Source organism: Rhizobium sp. GW821-FHT14E12, assembly GCF_058803745.1.
In genome coordinates, this window is record NZ_JBXAPH010000001.1 from 563875 (window position 1) to 585073 (window position 21199).

17 protein-coding genes are annotated in these 21199 nt (G+C 60.7%); 6 read left to right on the forward strand and 11 right to left on the reverse strand.

Annotated elements, in window-relative coordinates:
• Positions 1-2: 2 nt before the first annotated feature.
• Genes cobO through cobU form a run of 7 tightly spaced genes read right to left on the reverse strand, consistent with a single transcriptional unit; the run spans position 3 to position 7262 of the window.
• The gene (gene cobO, locus AC1RO0_RS02810) at positions 3-647 is read right to left on the reverse strand and encodes a cob(I)yrinic acid a,c-diamide adenosyltransferase (protein WP_498591439.1); all 645 of its coding nucleotides are present in this window, start codon (positions 645-647) and stop codon (positions 3-5) included.
• A complete protein-coding gene (locus AC1RO0_RS02815) occupies positions 644-1243 on the reverse strand; it encodes a dimethylsulfoniopropionate lyase (protein ID WP_498591440.1) in 600 nt (199 codons plus the stop codon). The genes cobO and AC1RO0_RS02815 overlap by 4 nt, the downstream gene beginning before the upstream one ends.
• Positions 1240-5007 carry a cobaltochelatase subunit CobN gene (gene cobN, locus AC1RO0_RS02820; protein ID WP_498591441.1) on the reverse strand — a complete coding sequence of 1256 codons (3768 nt, stop codon included), beginning with the start codon at positions 5005-5007 and terminating at the stop codon, positions 1240-1242. The genes AC1RO0_RS02815 and cobN overlap by 4 nt, the downstream gene beginning before the upstream one ends.
• Before the next feature lie 24 nt (positions 5008-5031).
• Positions 5032-5331 (reverse strand): HigA family addiction module antitoxin, encoded by a 300-nt coding sequence (locus tag AC1RO0_RS02825; protein WP_498591442.1) that lies wholly within the window; start codon positions 5329-5331, stop codon positions 5032-5034.
• Positions 5332-5342: 11 nt separating this feature from the next.
• On the reverse strand, positions 5343-5624 hold the full coding sequence (locus tag AC1RO0_RS02830) for a type II toxin-antitoxin system RelE/ParE family toxin (RefSeq protein WP_498591443.1): 282 nt from the start codon (positions 5622-5624) through the stop codon (positions 5343-5345).
• Between the two features lie 58 nt (positions 5625-5682).
• Positions 5683-6732 (reverse strand): cobalamin biosynthesis protein CobW, encoded by a 1050-nt coding sequence (gene cobW / locus AC1RO0_RS02835; RefSeq protein WP_498591444.1) that lies wholly within the window; start codon positions 6730-6732, stop codon positions 5683-5685.
• Between the two features lie 5 nt (positions 6733-6737).
• On the reverse strand, positions 6738-7262 hold the full coding sequence (gene cobU / locus AC1RO0_RS02840) for a bifunctional adenosylcobinamide kinase/adenosylcobinamide-phosphate guanylyltransferase (protein WP_498591445.1): 525 nt from the start codon (positions 7260-7262) through the stop codon (positions 6738-6740).
• Positions 7263-7984: 722 nt separating this feature from the next.
• Here cobU and AC1RO0_RS02845 point away from each other — a divergent pair.
• A complete protein-coding gene (locus AC1RO0_RS02845; RefSeq protein WP_498591446.1) occupies positions 7985-9781 on the forward strand; it encodes a chloride channel protein in 1797 nt (598 codons plus the stop codon).
• On the opposite strand, the gene AC1RO0_RS02850 is transcribed toward AC1RO0_RS02845, so the two are convergent.
• The gene (locus AC1RO0_RS02850) at positions 9778-11232 is read right to left on the reverse strand and encodes a cobyric acid synthase (RefSeq protein ID WP_498591447.1); all 1455 of its coding nucleotides are present in this window, start codon (positions 11230-11232) and stop codon (positions 9778-9780) included. The two genes, AC1RO0_RS02845 and AC1RO0_RS02850, sit on opposite strands and share 4 nt — an antisense overlap.
• A gap of 235 nt (positions 11233-11467) precedes the next feature.
• On the opposite strand from AC1RO0_RS02850, the gene AC1RO0_RS02855 reads away from it, so the two are divergent.
• The 5 genes from AC1RO0_RS02855 (at position 11468) to bmt (ending at position 16820) form a co-directional block, all read left to right on the forward strand.
• On the forward strand, positions 11468-11611 hold the full coding sequence (locus AC1RO0_RS02855) for a hypothetical protein (protein ID WP_371107874.1): 144 nt from the start codon (positions 11468-11470) through the stop codon (positions 11609-11611).
• Positions 11612-12451: 840 nt separating this feature from the next.
• Entirely contained in the window at positions 12452-13450 is a 999-nt protein-coding gene (locus tag AC1RO0_RS02860; protein WP_498591448.1) for an ABC transporter substrate-binding protein, read from the forward strand.
• Positions 13451-13695: 245 nt separating this feature from the next.
• A complete protein-coding gene (locus AC1RO0_RS02865; RefSeq protein ID WP_498591449.1) occupies positions 13696-14607 on the forward strand; it encodes an ABC transporter permease in 912 nt (303 codons plus the stop codon).
• Positions 14600-15652, forward strand: coding sequence for a quaternary amine ABC transporter ATP-binding protein (locus tag AC1RO0_RS02870; protein ID WP_498591450.1), 1053 nt, complete (start codon positions 14600-14602; stop codon positions 15650-15652). The genes AC1RO0_RS02865 and AC1RO0_RS02870 overlap by 8 nt, the downstream gene beginning before the upstream one ends.
• 154 nt (positions 15653-15806) lie before the next feature.
• Entirely contained in the window at positions 15807-16820 is a 1014-nt protein-coding gene (gene bmt, locus AC1RO0_RS02875) for a betaine--homocysteine S-methyltransferase (protein ID WP_498591451.1), read from the forward strand.
• A gap of 126 nt (positions 16821-16946) precedes the next feature.
• Here bmt and AC1RO0_RS02880 read toward each other — a convergent pair whose 3' ends face one another.
• The 3 genes from AC1RO0_RS02880 to AC1RO0_RS02890 form a co-directional block, all read right to left on the reverse strand.
• Positions 16947-18755 carry an FkbM family methyltransferase gene (locus tag AC1RO0_RS02880; RefSeq protein ID WP_498591452.1) on the reverse strand — a complete coding sequence of 603 codons (1809 nt, stop codon included), beginning with the start codon at positions 18753-18755 and terminating at the stop codon, positions 16947-16949.
• Between the two features lie 61 nt (positions 18756-18816).
• Positions 18817-20283: a glycosyltransferase family 2 protein gene (locus AC1RO0_RS02885; RefSeq protein WP_498591453.1), complete on the reverse strand. Its 1467-nt coding sequence runs from the start codon at positions 20281-20283 to the stop codon at positions 18817-18819.
• Positions 20284-20387: 104 nt separating this feature from the next.
• Positions 20388-21128: a phosphodiester glycosidase family protein gene (locus AC1RO0_RS02890; RefSeq protein ID WP_498591454.1), complete on the reverse strand. Its 741-nt coding sequence runs from the start codon at positions 21126-21128 to the stop codon at positions 20388-20390.
• Positions 21129-21199 lie beyond the last annotated feature (71 nt).

The following is a 21199-nucleotide window of genomic DNA, read 5'->3' on the forward strand; positions in this document are numbered from 1 at the left end:
AATCAGAACTCAACACCCGGCTGCCCCTTGATGCCGGAGCGGAACGGATGCTTGATCAGTTCCATTTCGGTGACGAGATCGGCGATCTCGATCAGCTCTTCCTTGGCATTGCGGCCGGTCAGCACCACATGCGTCATGTGCGGCTTTTCTTCCTTCAGGAATTCCACCACCTCGTTGATGTCGAGATAATCATAGCGCAGCGCGATGTTGATTTCGTCGAGCAGCACCATGGAATTGCGCTCGTCGCGGATCAGTTCCTTGGCCTTTTCCCAGGCGGCTGTCGCCGCCGCTACGTCGCGGGCGCGATCCTGCGTCTCCCAGGTGAAGCCCTCGCCCATCGTATGGAACTGGCAGATATCGGAGAAATGCGTTTCGATCAGATCCCTCTCGCCGGTCCACATCGCGCCCTTGATGAACTGCACCACAGCGCATGGCTTCTTATGGGCGATATGGCGAAAGATCATGCCGAAGGCGGAGGACGATTTGCCCTTGCCCTTGCCGGTATGGACGATGATCAGACCCTTCTCATCGGTCTTCGTCGCCATGATCTTGTCACGCGCGGCTTTCTTCTTGGCCATCTTATCGGAATGACGAGCGTCGTCATTCCTTGGTGCGTCAGTGCCGGTTTCGGCTGTTTCTTCGCTCATTTTGCTCTCCCTGAAATGATGGATTTTTGCGCCAGCGGTCCGCCTCGCCAAAGGTAGAGCGCCACCAGCGGCGTCCCCTCGGTCCGCATCGCATGGCGAATGTCCGAGGGATGATGAATGATCTCGCCGGACCAGCACGGCAGGAAATGTTGGCCGTCCTTGCTCCACAGCGCGCCGTCGGTCAGCGGAATATAGATTTCCTCCGCCGTATGATGATGATCCGGATAGTGGACGTCTGGCCCGAGCAGCAGAAAGCCGCCGGCCATATCATCGCTTACGAAGTGACCGCGCGTGCCGAACAGTTCCACCCAGCCATATCTCTGCAGGAAATCCGCGCCAAAATCGGCAATACTATAAGTCTGCCCCCAATGCAGAGCGCTTGCGGTGCTTGAGAGGGTGGAGAACAGATCACGCTCTGTGGCATCGGCCGGCGCGTGGAGGATATTCAGGTGGTCCAGTACGGGCAGTCTATGGGCAGCAAGCAGCCGCTCATCCATCCGCCAATCGAAGCCGTCCATGAAGCGGCGCAACGAAGGATCGCTCCGCGACGTCACGTAGTCATGAAAAGCGTGAAGAAGATCGCCGGCCGCACTCACGCCACGGCCTCCTTGCCCCGCACCGGAGCCTCCAGATCGAACCGGGCAGAATTGCTGCGCGGCGTCCAGAGCTGGCGGTCGATCGCTTCCAGCAGGCGCTCCTTCATTTCCCGAAGTGCCGCCGGATTCTTCTCGGCCATGAAGTCGCGCACCTTCTGATCAACCACGAAGGCCTGATAGACCGCCTCGAAATGATGATTGCGCACCGCGCCCGTCGTCGCCGCGAAGGCGAAGAGGTAGTCGACTGTCGCGGCAATCTCGAAGGCGCCTTTATAGCCATGGCGCATGACGCCATCGATCCATTTCGGATTGACGACCCGGCCGCGCACCACCCGGCCGATCTCCTCTTCCAAGGAGCGAATGACCGGCTTTTCCGGCCGGGAATGGTCGTTGTGATAGATCGACGGGCGCGCGCCGGCGAGCTGCTCCGCCGCCGCCGCCATGCCGCCCTCGAACTGGTAGTAGTCGTCGCTGTCGAGCAGGTCGTGTTCACGATTGTCCTGGTTTTGCACCACAGCCTGAATTGAGCGCAGACGCTCCTCGAACACGCCGCGCTCGGCCTTCCCGTCCTCGCCCGCTCCATAGGCATAGCTGCCCCAGACGAGATAGGCCTCCGCCAGATCGGCGCGCCGCTCCCAGCCCTTTTCGTCGATCAGCGCTTGCAGCCCGGCACCATAAGCGCCCGGCTTGGAACCGAAGATGCGATAGCCGGCACGTCGGCTGGCCGAATCCTGATCCAGCCCCGCCGCCTCAAGCCGCGCGATCTCACCGCGCATGCGCGCCGCAATCGGATTGTCCGCCGCATCCTCCTCCAGCGCGCCAACCGCGCGGACCGCCTTGTCGAACAGCGCGATCTGCTCCGGAAAGGCATCGCGGAAGAAGCCTGAAATACGCAGCGTGACATCGACACGCGGGCGACGCAGCAGAGCGGGCGGAATGATCTCGTAGCCGGTCACCCGCCGCGAGGTCATGTCCCAGACCGGCTTGACGCCGATCAATGCCAGCGCCTGGGCAATATCGTCGCCACCGGTACGCATGTTCGACGTGCCCCAGGCCGTCAGCCCGAACGAAACCGGCCATTCGCCATGATCCTGCACATAGCGGCGGATCAACAGCTCTGCCGACTTCTTGCCAAGCTCATAGGCTGCTGGCGTCGGCACCGCGCGGCTATCGACCGAATAGAAATTCCGCCCGGTCGGCAGCACATCCGGCCTGCCACGCGTTGGCGCACCGGAAGGACCGGGGGCTACGAACCGGCCGTCGAGGCCTTTCATTAGGGCGGAGATTTCGGCATCTCCGCACGCAAGGATGGAGGGTTTCAGGCGGGTTTCGATTTCGGCGAGAACGGCGCGCGTGTGCGGCCAGTCGTCTGGACATGCGAGATCGCCAGCCACGAATTCCGCAGCCAGAAATTCGATGCGCTCGACGGTATCGCCTTGGGTGCGCCAGGGATCGTCGGAAACGCTGACAAGCATGTTGGGGCGTTGGCCGGTCCATTCGGTGGCCATATCGCAATCTAAGGGATCGAACGGCGTATCCTGACGCAACGCATCCCGCGCAATCGCCCGCTGCAAACTCTGGTCACCACCCTCGCCCAAACCACGCGGCACGCGCGCCAGAGCCACCGTCAAATCGGTAAGCAACCTTCCTGCCGGCGAAACCCCGAAAACATGCAGCCCATCGCGGATCTGCATTTCCTTGAGATCGCAGAGATAGGCATCGAGCTTCTTCAGCGCCTCATCCTCGCCTTCACCCTTGGCGATGCCGGCATCCTGATCGAGACCGATATCGGCGACGAGATCGAGGATCTGTTTGCGCAGCAGCCGGATACGGCGAGGATCGCCGCCGGACGCTTCGTAATATTCGTCCACCAGCGCTTCGAGATCCTTCAGCGGACCGTAGCTTTCCGCTCGGGTTAAAGGCGGCGTCAGGTGGTCGATGATGACAGCGCTCGTGCGACGCTTGGCCTGCGTACCCTCGCCGGGATCGTTGACGATGAAGGGATAGAGATGCGGCAGCGGCCCGAGGATCGCTTCTGGATAGCAGCTTTCCGACAGCGCCAGGGCCTTGCCCGGCAGCCATTCGAGATTGCCGTGCTTGCCCATATGAATGACGGCATGCGCGCCGAAGGATTGGCGCAGGAACGCATAGAAAGCGAGATAGCCATGCGGCGGCACGAGATCCGGGGAATGATAACTTTCCTTCGGATCGATATTGTAGCCGCGCGCCGGCTGAATGCCGACAAGCACTTGTCCGAAGCGGGCGAAGGGCAGCGCGAAAACACCGTCGCGAACATAGGGATCGCTCTCGGGGTCGCCCCAACGGGCGGCAATCTCATCCTGAATCTGTATCGGAAGAGACGAGAGGAAATATTTGTATTCGCTTAAAGAAAGCGTCTCGCGAATAACCTTGCCGTCATGACCGGAGTTGGTCGGCCCGTCCATCAGATGCCGGATCAGCGCATCGCCATCACCAGGCACATCGGCGACCGGATAGCCCGCCGTCCGCATCGCCTTAAGCACCTCAATCGTACCCGCCGGCGTATCGAGCCCAACGCCGTTGCCAAGCCTTCCGTCACGGTTCGGATAGTTGGCCATAACCAGCGCCACATGCCGTTCCGGTGGCGGCGTCCTGCGCAGTCGTGCCCAATTGGCCGCAAGCCGCGCCGTATAGCGCATGCGGTCCTCGGCCGGCTCGCTGGCGACGATATTGGTTTCAACACGATCATCATAGCGCGCGGCCGCCTTGAACGAGACGGCGCGGGCAAGCACGCGCCCGTCCACCTCCGGTAGAGCGACGCTCATGCCGAGATCGCGCGCCGAAAGCCCCTGCGATGATGCCTCCCAAGCCTGTCTCGACGAGGCCGAAAAGATCGCCTGCAGCACAACGGCATCGCTCGTCTCCAGCACGGTCGGCTGCCGATCGGCGCCCGGCGCCGAAACAGCAAACCCGGTCGTGTTGATAACGACATCCGGCTTCAATTCGGTGAACACGCTTTCCAGAATGCCGATCGATACCGGATCTTTGAGACTATAAGCAAACACCGGCAGCGGCCGCATGCCCTCGGCAATAGCGGCGTCGATCAAGGCTTCGACAGGCTTGGTTTCGCCGCTCTGGACGAGGGCGCGGTAGAACGAGATGGCAATAGTTGGGGGTTCGAGTCCCTCCGGGACCGCCAATTTGGAGATACTCTTCCACTCCTCAACCCCAATCACGCCCCTGCCCGGCCACCAGATCCCGGCCTTCATCAGTGGTGATGCCGTTGCCGGCTTCTCAGCCCCCGACAGCAACGCCTCGGCATAGCCAAGAAACGCCCGCGAATTCGCATCCCCGCCTTCGATCAGATAGGACCACAGCGCGTTGAGATCGTCGAGCGCGATATTGGAAAACGGCATCAACCCCGGATCGGACTTCGAATCCCCCGGCAGCACGGCGATGAGAGCGCCACTACGCGCGGCACAGGCATGCAGCGCCTCGAGCGCATAGTGGAAATAGCTGGCCCCACCAAGCGCGCGGACGATGATCAGCCTCGCATGCCTCGCCGTCCGCTCGACATAGGTATCGACCGACATCGGATGCTTGAGGCTCATCAGGCTGGCGAGCCGCAGCGAATAACCAGCCTCTCCCTGCCCATGAGCGGCAGCGATGGCCGCAAGCTCGGTATCGGCCGCCGACAGAAACAGGATATCGCCCGGCGACTGACCGAGATCGATCGCCTCCTCGCCGTCGCTGATCGTACCCTTTTGCGCTAGGAGGAGATGCATGCCGCCCCAATTCGTTCCATTTATTTATGCCGCTTCAAGCGGCTTGATGGCGGCAAAGACATCGCCTTTTTCCGCCCTTGCGAGCGCGAGATCGTAACCTGTTTGCATCGCCATCCAGAAATCAGGCGTCGTGCTAAAAAAACGTGCGAGCCGAAGTGCCGTATCCGGCGTAACCCCGGTCTCTTCCGACACAAGCCTCTCAATGCGCGTTCGCGGCACATTAAGATGCTTCGCCAGGGCACCGGCGCTCATCGCCAGCGGCTTCAGATATTCCTCCCGCAAGATTTCGCCCGGATGGATCGGCGGAAGTCTGGTCTCGGTCATGTTGCGCTCCATCAATGGTAGTCCACGATCTCGACATCACGCGGGCCTGCCTCGGTCCATACGAAGCAGATACGCCATTGATCGTTGATCCTGATCGAATATTGGCCCGAACGATCACCGTGTAACCGCTCCAAGCGATTGCCAGGCGGTGATCGCAGATCGTCCAACGCAACAGCATAATTCAGCATTGTCAGCTTGCGTTGCGCGGAACGAACGAGATCGGCAGGAAAGCCTTTTGCCACAGCACCTGAGGCGACGGCTTCGGTGAACTTCCCTTTGTATGAAACGATCACCGCTATCTCGACTTCCGCCCAACTTGCAGCACAAAATGTATCATAACGTGATACAAAATCAAGTCAAAGCCTCGATCGACTTGCGTACGATCCCTTCGTCCATCTCATGCAGCCCGATCACCACCAGCCGCGTCGTGCGCGCTTCGCCCGGCGCCCAGGCGCGGTCGAAATAATGGTCGATGCGGCTACCGACGGCCTGGATCTGCAGGCGCATTGGCTTGCCGGGAACGTCGACAAAGCCCTTGAGGCGCAGGACATCATGTTCGGAAATCACGCCCTTCAGCTTTTCGATGAATGAGGTGGGATCGGCGATCGGGCCGAGTTCGACGACGAAGCTGTCGAATTCGTCGTGGTCATGCGGTGCGCCGTCCTCGTGTTCCAGCTCATGATGCGATTTACGGTTGGCGATATCGGCTTCGGTGCCGATGCCGAGGCCAAGCAGGATGGCAACCGGGACATCACCATTCTTCGCTTCGATGATCGTCGGCTTGCGAACGGTGCGCGAGGCAACTTCGGCACGCACGCGGCTAAGGCCGGCGACGTCGATCAGGTCGGTCTTGTTGAGGACGATCAGGTCGGCGCAGGTCAGCTGATCCTCGAACAGTTCCTCGATCGGGCTTTCGTGATCGAGCGAATCGTCCTCGACGCGGCGGGCTTCGACGGCGTCATGATCATCGGCGAAACGGCCGGCGGCGACGGCAGCGCTATCGACCACGGTGATGACGCCATCGACGGTGACCTGCGTGCGGATATCCGGCCAGTTGAAGGCGGCGACCAGCGGCTGCGGCAGAGCCAGGCCGGATGTCTCTATGACGATATGATCCGGGCGCACCTCACGCTCCAGAAGCTTGGTCATGGTCGGAATGAAGTCGTCGGCGACGGTGCAGCAGATGCAGCCATTGGTCAGCTCGATGATATCGTCCTCGGTGCAGTTCTCCGCGCCGCAGCCCTTCAGCACGTCACCATCGACGCCGAGATCGCCGAATTCGTTGATGATCAGGGCGATCTTCTTGCCGCCGGCGTTCTGCAACAGGTTGCGGATCATCGTCGTCTTGCCGGCGCCAAGGAAGCCGGTGATGACGGTGGCGGGAATCTTTTCTTGGCTCATGCGGATCAACCCTTCATTTTCAGCGGCAGTCCCGCCGCGATAAAATAGACTTCGGCGCTTGCCGCCGCGATCATCTGGTGCAGCCGGCCGGCATGATCGCGAAACTCGCGCGCCATGCGGTTTTCCGGCACGATGCCGAGCCCGACCTCGTTGGAAACGAGGACGAGCCGCGACTTGGCCTTCGGCAGAAATTCGGTGAGAGCGGAAAACTCCGCCGCGATGTTACGCTCGGCCATCATCAGATTGGTGACCCAGAGCGTCAGGCAATCGACGAGAACAGCCCGGCCATCGCCATCGATCGCCGCCAGCCGGGCGGTCAAATCGAGCGGCTCCTCATGCGTCGTCCAGAGATCGCCGCGGTCGTTTCGATGCTGTGCGATGCGATCGCGCATTTCGTCGTCCCAGGCCTGCCCGGTCGCCACATAATGACGGTCAAGGCCGGTATCGGAGATCAGGGATTCGGCGAATCGGGATTTGCCGGAGCGCGCGCCGCCGAGAACGAAGACCGCGCGGGATGGTGAGGATGGCATTGGCTATTGTCGCCCCCGTACGAGAGCGCAGGTCAGCGCAACGCGGCTAAGACCGAAAAGCGGGCGCTTGCGCGCAAAAAACTCGTTTGGCGCCATGACAACCTCCGTGCTGGCAGCGAGACATGCGTCCCAAAGTGGGCTTTACGCCCGGTACGCATGGCAGGTCTCCTGGCTCGCGGGTGAGGTGCGGCAAGCGGAGGCGAACCGAAACCGGTCGCCCCCGCTCATGCACCAGCGGATCTTCCTCGCCTTCCCGGCAGGTCATCATGAAAAAGCGGACGATTCGTAGATGTTAGAGGCGTCCAGCCCTGGTTGATCATGATGCCACGCCAGTGGCTTTTCCGGCTCTGAAGCTGCTTCCGCTCGCCCACACCATTGCGGACTGTCAGCGAAATGCCCTCGAAACCGGATGGAAAACCCTGACCGCTCTACAGTCGCGGGGTCGGCTGTGATGAGAACGCCCGAGTTGGGTCCGCCCCTTCACATTCCCTTTTCATCCCATGCGGCAGATCGCCGCTCGGGAACCATTCGTTATGCCGCAATGATTAGGCTTTCGGCCCCGGCAAGTCAATCAAGGCGGCGGATGCGACATCGGCTGTTCCAACAGCGAAAATAGCTTGGGAACCTCTGATCGCGCAGTCTTTTTGCCGTATTTGTTTGATGTTAGGAGTTTATGGAAGCCAGGTATATACATCTGAGCACGAAACTATCGTCTGTTCCCCATGTTGCAGAAATTTCAACCACGCCATCTTGGTGTTCTCTCCGCCTTTTTCAGCGCTAGCCGGCTGAGGGCGCTTTTTCGTCGAGGTGAGCTCGGCCTCGTCATTGCCGGCGCTTTCGTCGGCATCACCTCGGGCTGCGCCGTCACGGCGATGAGCCTGATTTCGCGTGAGCTGCACAGCCTCGTCTACGGCATCCCCGATGACGACCGGCTGAGCTCGGCCGCCATGCAGATTACCGACAAGTCGCTGCTGCTGATCGCCCCAATCGCCGGCGGCATCCTGCTCGGCCTGATGATCTTCATTATGTCACGCACCCGCAAAAAACCGATGATCGACCCCATCGAGGCCAATGCGCTGCACGGCGGCCGCCTGTCGCTCACCGACAGTATCCTTGTCGCCGTGCAGAACCTGATCTCCAACGGTTTCGGCGCCTCTGTCGGGCTGGAGGCCGGCTATACCCAGCTCGCCGCCGGTATCGCCTCGAAATTCGGCTACAAGATGCAATTCCGCCGCGCCGATCTTCGGATGCTGGTTGGCTGCGGTGCGGCCGGCGCCATTGCCGCCGCCTTCAATGCGCCGCTCACCGGCGCCTTCTATGCCTTCGAACTGATCATTGGCACCTATTCCATCCTGACGCTGACCCCGGTCGTGGTCTCGGCACTGATTTCGACCTTCATCGCCCGCATGCTTGCCGGCGATGATTTCGCCATCGATGTCGGCCGGTTCGGCGCCGTGGTCCCCGCCGATTATATCCCGGCCATCCTGCTTGGCGGCTTCTGCGCCGGTGTCGGCATCCTGATCATGCAGGGCGTCGCTTTCGTCGAGGAACTGGCGCGCAAGAGTTCGATCGCGCCGCCCTTTCGCCCCGCGCTTGGCGGCTTGGTCGTCGGCCTTCTGGCGCTGATCTCGCCGCAGGTTCTCTCCGCCGGCCATGGCGCGCTACACCTGAACCTCGGCAGCGAAGTCACCCTATGGGGACTTGCCAGCCTCCTTCTGCTGAAGTCGCTCGCCTCCGCGGTTTCGATCGGCTCCGGCTTCAGGGGCGGCCTGTTCTTCGCCTCGCTGTTCATGGGTGCGCTGCTCGGCAAGATCTTCGCCTATTGCGCACCTTATTTCGATCACACCACGCTGACGCCGGTCATCTACGCCGTCGTAGGCATGAGCTCGCTTGCCGTCGCCATCATTGGCGGCCCGTTGACCATGACCTTCCTGGCACTGGAAATCACCGGCGATTTCCCGATCACCGCGCTGGTACTGGCCGCCGTCATCACCTCGTCGCTGGTGGTGCGCACAACCTTCGGCTACTCCTTCGCCACATGGCGCTTCCACCTGCGCGGCGAAAGCATACGCAGTGCCCATGACGTTGGCTGGATCCGCAACTTGACGGTCGCGCGGATGATGCGCCCGGATGTGCATACGGCAAATGTCGACATGAGCATCGAGGAGTTTCGGCACGATTTTCCGATCGGGTCGGCCCAGCGCGTCATTCTACTCGACAGAGAAGAGAAATATGCCGGCATGGTGCTGGTGCCGGACATTTATGCGAGCCCGGTCGAAAAGGATGACGAACAACACGGCCTTGCCGACTTCATCCGCCACCGCAACGATTTCCTGCAGCCGCAGATGAACGCCAAGCAGGCCGCGGCCCTCTTCGACCAGACCGAAAGCGAAGCCTTGGTGGTGGTCAATGACCTCATCGAGCGCCGGGTGATCGGCCTGCTCACCGAGAGCTATACTTTGCGCCGCTACAGCGAAGAACTCGACCGCCGCCGCCGCGAGGTCTCCGGCGAGCTTTAACCCGCGAGGCTATCAAGCCAGGCCGGATCAAGCACCGCTTCCAACTCCATGGCAATCTCGTCCAGCGCCGTCTCGACGCTGGCGCGGTAATCCATCCGCTCGCCGCTCAGGCCGAAGCTTGCCAGCAGCTTTGCCCGATAGGCATCGCTGCTGAAAAGCCCATGCAGATAGGTGCCCATGATCAGGCCGTCGCCGGAGCGCGCGCCATCCGGCCGACCGTCGATCACGGTCGAAGGCCGATCGCAATCCTTGCCGCGGGTCACGCCGAGGTGGATTTCATAGCCGGAGAGCGGCGCATCGTATTCCGTGGACAGAGCCGTGCTGTTGCGCACGGTCTTTTCCGGCGCCATCTCGGTCTCGACATCGAGCAGGCCAAGCCCTGGCGTCTCCGTGACCGATCCCTCGATACCGAGCGGATCATGGACCATGCGGCCGAGCATCTGGTAGCCGCCGCAAATGCCGATGACGCGGCCGCCGCGCCGGACATGGGCAGTGATATCCCGGTCCCACCCTTGCGCCCGCAGATCCATGAGATCGCCGATGGTCGATTTCGAACCCGGCAGGATCACCAGCCCCGCATCCGCAGGCAGCCGCTCGCCGGCGCGAACGAAGACCAGATCGACATCCGGCTCGGCGCGTAGCGGATCGAAATCGTCGAAATTGGCGATGCGCGGCAAAACGGGAACCGCGATCTTCAGCGCGCCGTCGGAGCCGCGCGCCAGCCGCTCCAGCACCACGGAGTCCTCCGGCGGCAGCCGGCCCGCCGCCTTCAGCCAGGGCACGATGCCGTGGCAGGGCCAGCCCGTGAAACCGCCAATCGCCTCGATACCCGCGCCGAATAGCGAGACATCGCCGCGAAACTTGTTGATGATATAGCCGCGGATCATCCGCCGATCCTCTTCCGGCAGGATGTGGTAGGTGCCGACCAGCGAAGCGATGACACCGCCGCGATCGATATCGCCGACCAGCACCACGGGCACGTTGGCGCGGGTGGCAAAGCCCATATTGGCAATGTCACCCTGCCTGAGATTGATTTCGGCGGGAGAACCGGCACCCTCGACGATGACCAGATCCGTTCCGGCGCGCATGGTCGCAAAGCTTTCCAGCACGGCGCCGAGCAGTTGCGGCTTCAGTGCCTGATAATCCCTGCCCTTCGCATGTCCCCAGACCTTGCCCTGCACGATGATCTGGCTGCCGGTCTCCGACTGCGGTTTCAGAAGCACCGGGTTCATATGCACCGAGGACGGCACGCGCGCGGCCAGCGATTGCAGCCATTGCGCCCGGCCGATCTCGCCACCGTCCTCGGCAACGGCGGCATTGTTGGACATGTTCTGCGGCTTGAATGGGCGCACGCGGACGCCTCGGTTGGCGAACAGACGGCAGAGCCCGGCAACCAATACCGTTTTTCCGACATCGGAGCCGGTCCCCTGCAGCATGATCGCCTTCGTCATCCGTCATCGCTCCGATCAGTCTTTATCACTGGAATACCAGGATTTTGCCTTGATTTCGCCACCATCAACAAGGGTTGAAAACCGGCCATCCAGGGCAAGAATGCACCACGCTATCATTTACTCTATTTGCGACATAGGATGACGATTTCATCCATTGCTCGCCCCGTGCAAGAGGATTATCTCCACCGCCAAATCATACAACAAAAGCTGGCCGATCCGGCTGGAGGATACCCCGATGCTCTTCATCTTCAACAACAAGAATTCCATTCAGATCGCCTGGAATTCCAAGCTGCCGGCACCCCGCCCCGACAACCGGCTTCAGCAGCTCGACACTCGCTCCGGCCCCATCGGTTTCATCCGCACCTACAGCGTCGGCTGATTGACCGTCAAGCCATAGCCTGCCCGCACAACAAGCCGCCATGCAACCGCATCGGCGGCTTTCTCTTGTCTTCGCCCTTCAGCGAGCAAACTGAATGCCTGCTCGCGTGCCGAGATCACATGCTACATCGATTCTGACGGCAACAGTGAGACCAGTGCCTGAAACGCGAAAACCGCGCGATCCGGGGATCGACGCGGCTTGCCAAAAAACGCCGGCTCGCTTGCATATTACACTGCAAGGCTCGCTATCTCCGGGACGCACTACCTGATCCGGAGATGGGGCGGTGTCCCCCGCCACATCTCGATTGATAGCCGGACATCGTTACCGGAGGGTTATCAAGTGCTTAAATAAGGATGAATCCGAAAGATTTTCCGAAAATTTTCGGGTTTTTCTCAAGACGCCCAAAACGCCGCGAATGGAATATAAAAAGTCTCTGCCGGACGCGATATTTTAGAGACAATTCATCCCTGCCGGATCCGAGCGCTCACCCTCGGCCCCCAATGCCCATTTTACAGCCATGAATAGCGGAAAAGAGGCTAATTCAAACGCTTATATAGGCTTCCCGATAAGTCGCCGTAAGTCGGACAGACCAACAGCAGGTTGATTTCCCCCCTCAAATCATTAGGCTGCCTCACGTCGATGTGAAGAGAGCATGGCTGCGACAGGGTTTCACGGCCGCATAAAAAGCAAACGCACGACAGCAGCATAGGGGACCGGACAGACGTCGTCAGCGGCGCGTGAACGGTTGTGGTTCGACCACGCTGACGGGGGATCGGCAGGCGTCAAGTTCGCCTGGCTCCGATTTCCGTAACTTAACGAGAAACTGGGAGACGTAATCCAATGAAGAAGCTTATCGCTTCCGCCATCTTCGCAGTCGGTGCCTATGCTTTGGCTGGCTCGGCACAGGCTGCGGAATGCGGCGACGTTTCGATCGCCGAAATGAACTGGGCATCCGCCGGCGTCGCCGCGCAGGTCGACAAGATCATCCTGCAGAATGGCTATGGCTGCAACATAACGCTGGTGACTGGCGACACGCAGCCGACCTTCACCTCCATGAACGAGAAGGGCACGCCTGACATCGCGCCCGAACTCTGGATCAACTCGGTGCGTATCGCGCTCGACAAGGCCGTTTCCGAAGGCCGCCTGATCGAGGCAGCACCGCTTCTCAGCGACGGCGGCGTCGAAGGCTGGTGGATTCCGAAGTTCCTCGCCGACGCTCATCCCGACATCAAGACCGTCCAGGATGCTCTGAAACATCCGGAACTATTCCCTGCCCCGGAAGACAAATCCAAGGCGGCCGTCTACAATTGCCCGTCGGGCTGGAACTGCCAGATTTCCACTGCCAATCTCTATAAGGCGACTGGCGCCGAGAAGCTTGGCTTCACGTTGGTCGATACCGGCTCGGCCGCCGGCCTCGATGGCTCGATCGCCAACGCCTTCGAAAAGAAGACCGGCTGGCTCGGCTACTATTGGGCGCCGACCGCCATCCTCGGCAAATACGACATGGTGCGCCTGAGCTTCGACGTGCCGCACGACAAGAAGGAATGGGACGCCTGCACCTCGCAGCAGGATTGCGCCAATCCGAAGGTCAATTCCTATCCTGTTTCCGAAGTCTATACGGTCGTGACCAAGGATTTCGCATCCAAGGCAAGCGTTGCCATGGACTATGTCAAGACCCGCAAATGGGACAACGGCACGGTCGGCAAGGTTCTGGCCTGGATGACGGATAACCAGGGCACGAACGAAGATGCGGCAAAGTACTTCCTGAAGACCTACCCCGACATGTGGACCAAATGGGTTTCCGCCGATGTCGCGACCAAGGTCAAGGCATCGCTCTGATAGGAGCCACCGAAACTGGCGGCAGGCGCTCTGTCGGCCGCCAGTTCCGCATTCGCAACGGCCGCGGTAACGCTCATATACCGACAGGCCGGCACGGCCCAAGGTCGCAACAAGTCCAGAATGGCGCCTGCGAATGATGTAAAAAGGAAGAAGCAGCCTGAAGAACCGGCTCAGTGTTGCTGTACCAGCTGGCGTGAAAGCCACACGCACGGGCTGGACAACAACCGGGCAAGAAGGGGAAGTCCATGGCTATTCAATGTAGTTTCCTGCCGGACGTTCTGTGTAACTTTCCGGCGATCGACGAGACGCTGATCCGCCTCGCGCGCAAGAATATCGATGACGGCTTCAGGGCGATCGTCCGCTCCTACGGCAATATCATCGACACCGTGGTGCAGCCGCTGCAATGGTTCCTGAACCATCTGGAATGGCTTTTCACCAACACGCCCTGGTTTATCGTGATCCTTGTCATGATGGGCGTCGTCTATGCCGCCAGCCGCAATCTCAAGATCGTCGCCGGCACCGCCATTTCCATGATCCTAATCGGCGTCTGTGGTCTATGGGGCGACACGATGGTGACGCTCGCCATGGTGACAGTCTGTACCCTCATCGCCATCGTCATCGGTCTTCCGATCGGCATATTGATGGCCCGCTCCGACCGGCTGCAGTCAATCATCAACCCGACCCTCGACGTGATGCAGACGATGCCGAGCTTCGTCTATCTCATCCCCGTTGTCGTCATTTTCGGCATTGGCAAGGTGCCGGGCCTGATCGCCGTCGTCATCTACGCCGTCCCGCCGATGATCCGCCTGACCAATCTCGGCATCCGCCTCGTCGACAAGGAAGTGCTGGAGGCGGCCGACGCCTTCGGTTCGTCGCACCGGCAGAAACTGTTCAACGTGCAGATCCCGCTGGCCTTGCCCACCATCATGGCCGGCATCAACCAGACCATCATGATGTCGCTCGCCATGGTCGTCGTCGCCTCTATGGTCGGCGTCGGCGGGCTCGGCAAGAACACGCTGCAGGCCATCAACAACCAGTTCTTCACCGTCGGCTTCCTCAACGGCTTCGCCCTGGTCGCCATCGCCATCATTTTCGACCGGACGAGCCAGGCCTATGGCAGACGGCTCCAGAAGCACTCGGAGGTCATCCATGGCTAGTCACGCGATCCAGATCAAGAACCTCTACAAGATCTTCGGCCGGCGCGGGCGCGACTATGTGGATGCGGTCAAGAACGGCCTCGGCAAGGCCGAGCTCAACGAGACGCATGGCCATGTTCTCGGCCTGCAGGACATCAACATCGACATGCCGGCCGGCGCCATCACCGTCGTCATGGGCCTTTCCGGCTCCGGCAAGTCGACGCTGATCCGCCACATCAACCGGCTGATCGAGCCGACGGCCGGCGAAGTGCTCTATGACGGCGTCGATGTCTGCAAGATGAGCGAGAATGCCCTGCGCGAATTCCGCCGTCACAAGACCGCGATGGTGTTCCAGAAATTCGCCCTGCTGCCGCACCGCACGGTGATCGAAAACACCATCTACGGCCTGGATATCCAGGGCGTTTCTCGCTCCGAAAGCGCGAAAAAGGGTCAATACTGGATCGAGCGCGTCGGCCTGAAAGGCTTCGAAAACCACTATCCGAACCAGCTTTCCGGCGGCATGCAGCAGCGCGTCGGCCTTGCCCGGGCGCTGACCAACGACGCCGACATCCTGCTGATGGACGAAGCTTATTCCGCGCTCGACCCGCTGATCCGCGTCGACATGCAGAGCGTGCTTCTCGACCTGCAAAAGGAATTGAAGAAGACCGTGGTCTTCATCACCCACGACCTCGACGAGGCGCTGCGCCTCGGCGACAAGATCGCCATCCTGCGCGACGGCAAGGTCGTGCAGCAAGGCAGCGGCCAGGAGATCGTGCTCAGACCCGCCGACGACTACATCACCGCTTTCGTCAAGGAAGTGAACCGCGGCCGCGTCATCCAGACCCAGACCATCATGAAGCCGATTGCCGGTGAAGCCCACGGCCCCCGCGTGCCCGGCGACATGACGCTGGAAATGGCAGCCAAGCAGATGACCGACAACGCGCAGAACTCGGCCATCGTCACCGATGCCGCCGGTCGGCCGATCGGTACGATCGACCTGCAAGGCATCATCACCGCCATGGTCACACCGACGACGCATGAAACGACGAGAATGGCAGCCGCCTGAAATCGATCACCGTCGCAAAGTGGAAAGCGCCCTGCCCGGGCGCTTTTTCCTTCACATCGGATTATCGAGCAAGCTCTGCCTTTATCCTGACATTGCGATCATATAAAGAAATGTTTATATCTACATTTCAATCCAGAACATCCGAGGAGGCCCCATGACCGTCACAGCCAATCCCTTGACCGATCTTCTCGCCGAAAAGGGCGTGCTGCTCGCCGACGGCGCGACGGGCACCAATCTCTTCGCCATGGGGCTGGAGGCCGGTGAGGCGCCGGAGATCTGGAACGAACAACATCCCGAACGGATCACCAAGCTGCATCAGGATTTCGTCGATGCCGGCGCAGATATCATCCTCACCAACACCTTCGGCGGCACGCGCCACCGCTTGAAGCTGCACCATGCGCAGGATCGCGTTCACAGCCTGAACAAGACGGCAGCAGAAATCGCCCGCGCCGTCGCCGACAAGGCCGGCCGAAAAGTCATCGTCGCCGGCTCCGTCGGCCCGACCGGCGAGCTGCTGGTGCCACTCGGCGCGCTGACCTATGAGGATGCCGTTGCCGCCTTTGCCGAGCAGATCGAAGGCTTGAAGGCCGGTGGCGTCGATGTCGCCTGGATAGAGACCATGTCGTCGGCGGAAGAAATCCGCGCCGCGGCTGAGGCTGCCGTCAAGGTCGGCCTGCCCTACACCTATACCGGCTCTTTCGACACCGCCGGCAAGACGATGATGGGCCTGCATCCGAAGGACCTCCAAGGCGTTGCCAAGGACGTCGGCGAAGGTCCGCTCGCCACCGGCGCCAATTGCGGTGTCGGCGCATCGGATATTCTCTCGAGCCTGCTCGACATGACCGAGGCCGACCCGACAGCAACCATCATCGTCAAGGGCAATTGCGGTATTCCCGAATACCGTGGCGCCGAGATCTATTATTCCGGCACGCCGTCGCTGATGGCCGACTATGCGCGCCTTGCCCGCGACGCCGGCGCCAAGATCATTGGCGGTTGCTGCGGCACGTCCTGCAACCACCTCGCCGCCATGCGCGAGGCGCTGGACAATTATACGCCCGGCCCCCGCCCAACGCTGGAAACCATCATCGAGCGCATCGGCCCGCTGCGCAACAAGACCGCGAATGAAGGTGGAGCCGCACCCGTGCGCGAACGCCGGCGCCGCGGGTAAGCATCGCCAATATCAAAGCCTGAATTTTGGCTCCCAATCACGCCCGCTATTGCCTGAGCGGGCGGAGACCGAGCGATCATCACTCGCGGCTTGCATGTCCTGCCGGAGTTGCCGCGGGCATGGAATTCAAGACTGGGGGCTGGGTGCGAACCATTTTTCCCATTCACCGGCACCCGCCAATTTCAGTTCGTTGCCGCCGCGAAGAGTCCAGGCTTTGACCCGCCCCGCATGCTTCGACAGCAATTCGAAATAGGCGGATGCATTGCCGCCACTGCGGGCAATGAGATGCACCTCGCAGAGAAACTCCGGATGGAGAGTTACATTGCGCATGGCTTCGGTTTCATGATCGCAGGTCACGAAAACAATCGGATCGCGCTCGCGCCCGGCAACGGCCAGAATGAACTCCACCAGCCCGTCGGGACGGTCGGAATCCACCAGATAGATGATCGAAGAAGCATCCTCCGCATCCGAACTGAGAAGCGAGATCGGATACATCGACGACAGGACTTCGTCCTGCCTGCTCGAACTGTCATAGGCCGAGCCCGTGCCGGCTGCCGATTGCGCATAGATCGTCGCGCGCGGCACCTCTATCGACTTCAGCCAGCCGTCGTTCCGCGGGACGACATAAGACGGAATGCCCCGGCGATGCAAATATTCCGAGAGCCAGATGTCCGCCATGTTGCGATGACGGAAATCAGCGAGCGTCACCTGTACAATGCTGGAATGGAAAGCGCTGGTGCCGGTCGCCGCCACATGGACCCGCCGCCGGCGCATCAGGGCACGCTCATAATGGAAGACGGCACGACTGCGATCCTTGTAATAGCCGTGGCTCGGCTGCAAGATGATCGAACCGTGTACGCTGACGACGGCTTGGCCCCGCAATTGCGCCAACTCGCCAACCATGCGGGCGACGAAATCATCGGGATAGACAATGTCGTCGTCGCAGCTGATATAAACGGCGTCCTTGACCTGCTCCAGCCCCCAGAACTTGCCGGCATCGCCATAGCGACTACCATCGGTATCGATGAAATGCCGGATCTTCGGATGTTCGGCGATGAAGCGTGGCGCTTCCGTGAAGCCGTTGAGATAGACATAGAGCCGATCGACCTGCGGCAAAAGAGACATGACGGTCGCTCGCAGCGCGACCTCGTTGCCGGCGACCGTCGCCATGCCGGCAACGATCTCTTCCGTCGGCGGCAGGGCGGCGACATGCGTGGGGTCGATCGCCTGAATGCGCCTCTCCGGAGAGGCTTCGGCGAACTTCGCTTCGAACAGATAGGTCGGCGTTTCGTTGTAGACCTTGATCTTGCGATAGCCGAGCGGCCGCAAGATGGCCTCGACATCCTGCAGCGACTGCGCCGTCGCCGCTTCGACGAGCAGCCTCGGGCTGCATCGCTCTATCGTGCCGACAGCGCCGCGCAACACGTCCACCTCCATGCCCTCGACATCGATCTTGATCAGGTGCACATGCTGCTCCCGAACGATGTCGTCAAGGCGAGCCACGGGAACCTGCCCGTCAGCCGTAACCATGACGCGGGCCATCCCTAGTCGGGAGGAATCCTCTTCGATAATGTTTCCCATGCCCGCCTCGGCACCCAAGGCTATCGGCTTGATATCGACACGATCCTGCAAGCCGTTCAGACTTACGTTTGCCCGAAGAATATGTAGCGCTTCCCCATTCGGCTCGATGGCCAGTATCCTGGCACCGGCAACGGCGCTGAAAAACAGCGTATGATTGCCGATATTGGCTCCGACATCGATCACAAAGGCATCCTCCGGCAGGGATGATCCGATGTCTTCCAGCATGGACCGCTCGTAGAACGCACGGCTCTGCAGGATGATCCTCTGGATATGATCGTTCGGATTGGGAAGGTGGAACCGGACCGGGGTCCGGTAGCTGTTCACTTCGCAGGCGACGGTGGCTTGCAGAGTCATCGCGGTTCTTTCCAACATGCAAAGGTTTATCGAGAATATGCCGGCGCGTTCGAGAGCATCATCAGCGGCCGCCGATGACCATCAATCCGCTGCCGCCGATGGCATCGAGGCAGAATTTCAGGCCGGTGCTGACGCTGGCCCAACGTTTCGCCGCCAGCGCCTCAGTGGCCCCATCCTGGGCGAAAAGGCAGAAACCGAAGCCGCGTGGCGACAGGTTGTTTGCCAACGCCGGCAGGGCAACAAGCGCGCTCTCGACCGGATAGGACGTATTCCACAGATCCACGACCACCAGATCGAACTTGATGTCGTCGCTGATCTGTCGTGTATCGGGGAAAGCGGCGGAGAATTCTTCGAAATTTATGCTCGCCGCTTCGGATTCGATGATGGAAATGCCCTCGGTCAGGCCGCTGGCCATGAAACGGGCTTCCATGTCTCCCACCTGCTCTGGCGAAAGACATAGGCAGTTCAGCCCGGCATCGAGACCGGAGAGAATAGACGCTAAGACCAATGCGGAACGCGGCGCGCCGATGTGCAGGATATTCGGAGTATCGCCCCTGCTGAGTGCCGCGCGGCGAAGCGCCCAGATCTGCATCGGTGTCAGCATATCGCGGCCCGCCGCGGATTGGGCGTCGAGCAGGGTCGGATAACCGGCCACCAGGATCTGGCCCGCCGTCTCCTGCCAGGCCTGCGCTGCATCGGGGACGATGCCCGCAGCCGGCGCACGATGTTCGGCAGCGACGCTGGCCACCACCGGCGTCGCGGCTGTCTTTGCCGGCCGGGTCAGCGGCAGGGGCGGCTTGTTGAACACCTCTTGCGCAGACCGCTGCTGCGTCGTGGAATTCAACCCGCGCGACTGCGGATCGAGATTATGGTGCGAATAGGGGTTGGTCGCCGTGTAACGGTGAGCATTGACCGGGATGAACTCATAGCGTCGGGTCTGATCGAGAATGGGCAGGGCAAGGGCGATGTCGCAGGCCGCGATGAACCATTGTCCAGCATCGTCGCGCAAATAACCCTCGGGAACATTATCCAGCAGCGAGGCGCGGAAGCTGAAGAGATGGCTGGTCTTCCAGCCCTGCCGGCGCGGCGAAAGGTTGGGATCGAGAGCACCATTGCCGCCGACCCCACCGCCATCGGTGATAAAGTTCGTCCAGACGACATCCTGCCCACCGGCATAGCTCTCAGACATCCGCTCCAGAATATTGGGAATGATCAGCTGGTCGTCGCCATCAAGCACGGCGATGAACTCGGCCGTTTTCGTGCGCGGCCTCAGATGCTCCCAGACGTTACGCGATTTTCCGAGGCGCGTTTCATTGCGAATGAAGGTGTGGCGATTGGGGAAGAGATCTTTGAGCAGCGCCGCTGCGATAACACCGGTGTCGTCGTCGGAGCGATCGTCGATGAAGAGAACGTGCTGATCATCGAGCGTCTGCCTGGAGAGACTCGCCAGGGATTGCCTGACATACATTTCGCAATCGCGCGCCGTCATGAAGATCAGCGCTTTTGCCTCGCCTGCAATTTCCGTCATCGATGTTCGAAGCCCCAATCCGACAATCTGCATCCGAAGGATAAAATCCCCCTGCGATCTGGATTAGCGATTGTGGCTGGTTCCAACCTTACGCCTCATTGCACTCAGCCCGGCAGCGATTGCGTCACCGCGATGATTGGGCCGAGCGGGAAGAGGCCGTCCCGCCGCCGCCATTCCGGTATGTCGAGGCTCGAGATGCTGCCGTCGAGGAAGAGCGCATTAGCGCAGCCGAGATCGTCGCGGAACAGGGTCGCAAAATCATGGAAGCGGACGAAACCGTCGGACACGGCAAAGATCACCTTGCCGTCGGCCGAAACGCCAACGCCGTTGCGCGTCTTGAAGCTGGTGCTGTCGGCAAGGAACGACGGATGCAGCTTGCCGTCAATCACCAGCATCGGCCCGGATTGCGTCGCGTAAAATGGCTTGATGCCGGAGGCAAGGAAGGCCCTGCTTTCCATGACACCGGCGCGGCCGGGCTGGATATAGAAGACGCCGTTCGGCAGGAGATGAAAATTACCCCAACCCTTGTTGGTGTTGATCGCCTTCAACTGCTTGCCGGCCTCAACATAGAGGCCAACGGGCGAGAGGTCGTCCTGATACATGCCGCCGTTCATCGCGAAACGGACAAAGAGGCGGTCCTGGGCGAGATCGCTTTCCAGCGCCCGGAACGAACCGTAGGGCTTGCCGCTGCGGTCGTATTCATAAAGCTGGATGCCGTCGACGGCGGGATCGAAGGTGCAGACGGTGTAGCTGTCGCCAAGATGCAGAACCTTGCGGCAGGCCTCGTCGGCAAAGGCCGTGGTGGCACAGGCGAGAATGGCAAGCACAGTCAGCAATCGAATCAAGCGACAACTCCGGAGAAAATTTCGGCCATGGCAAAGCGCATCGGAAATGCGGCGAAAGAAGGAATCGCCTA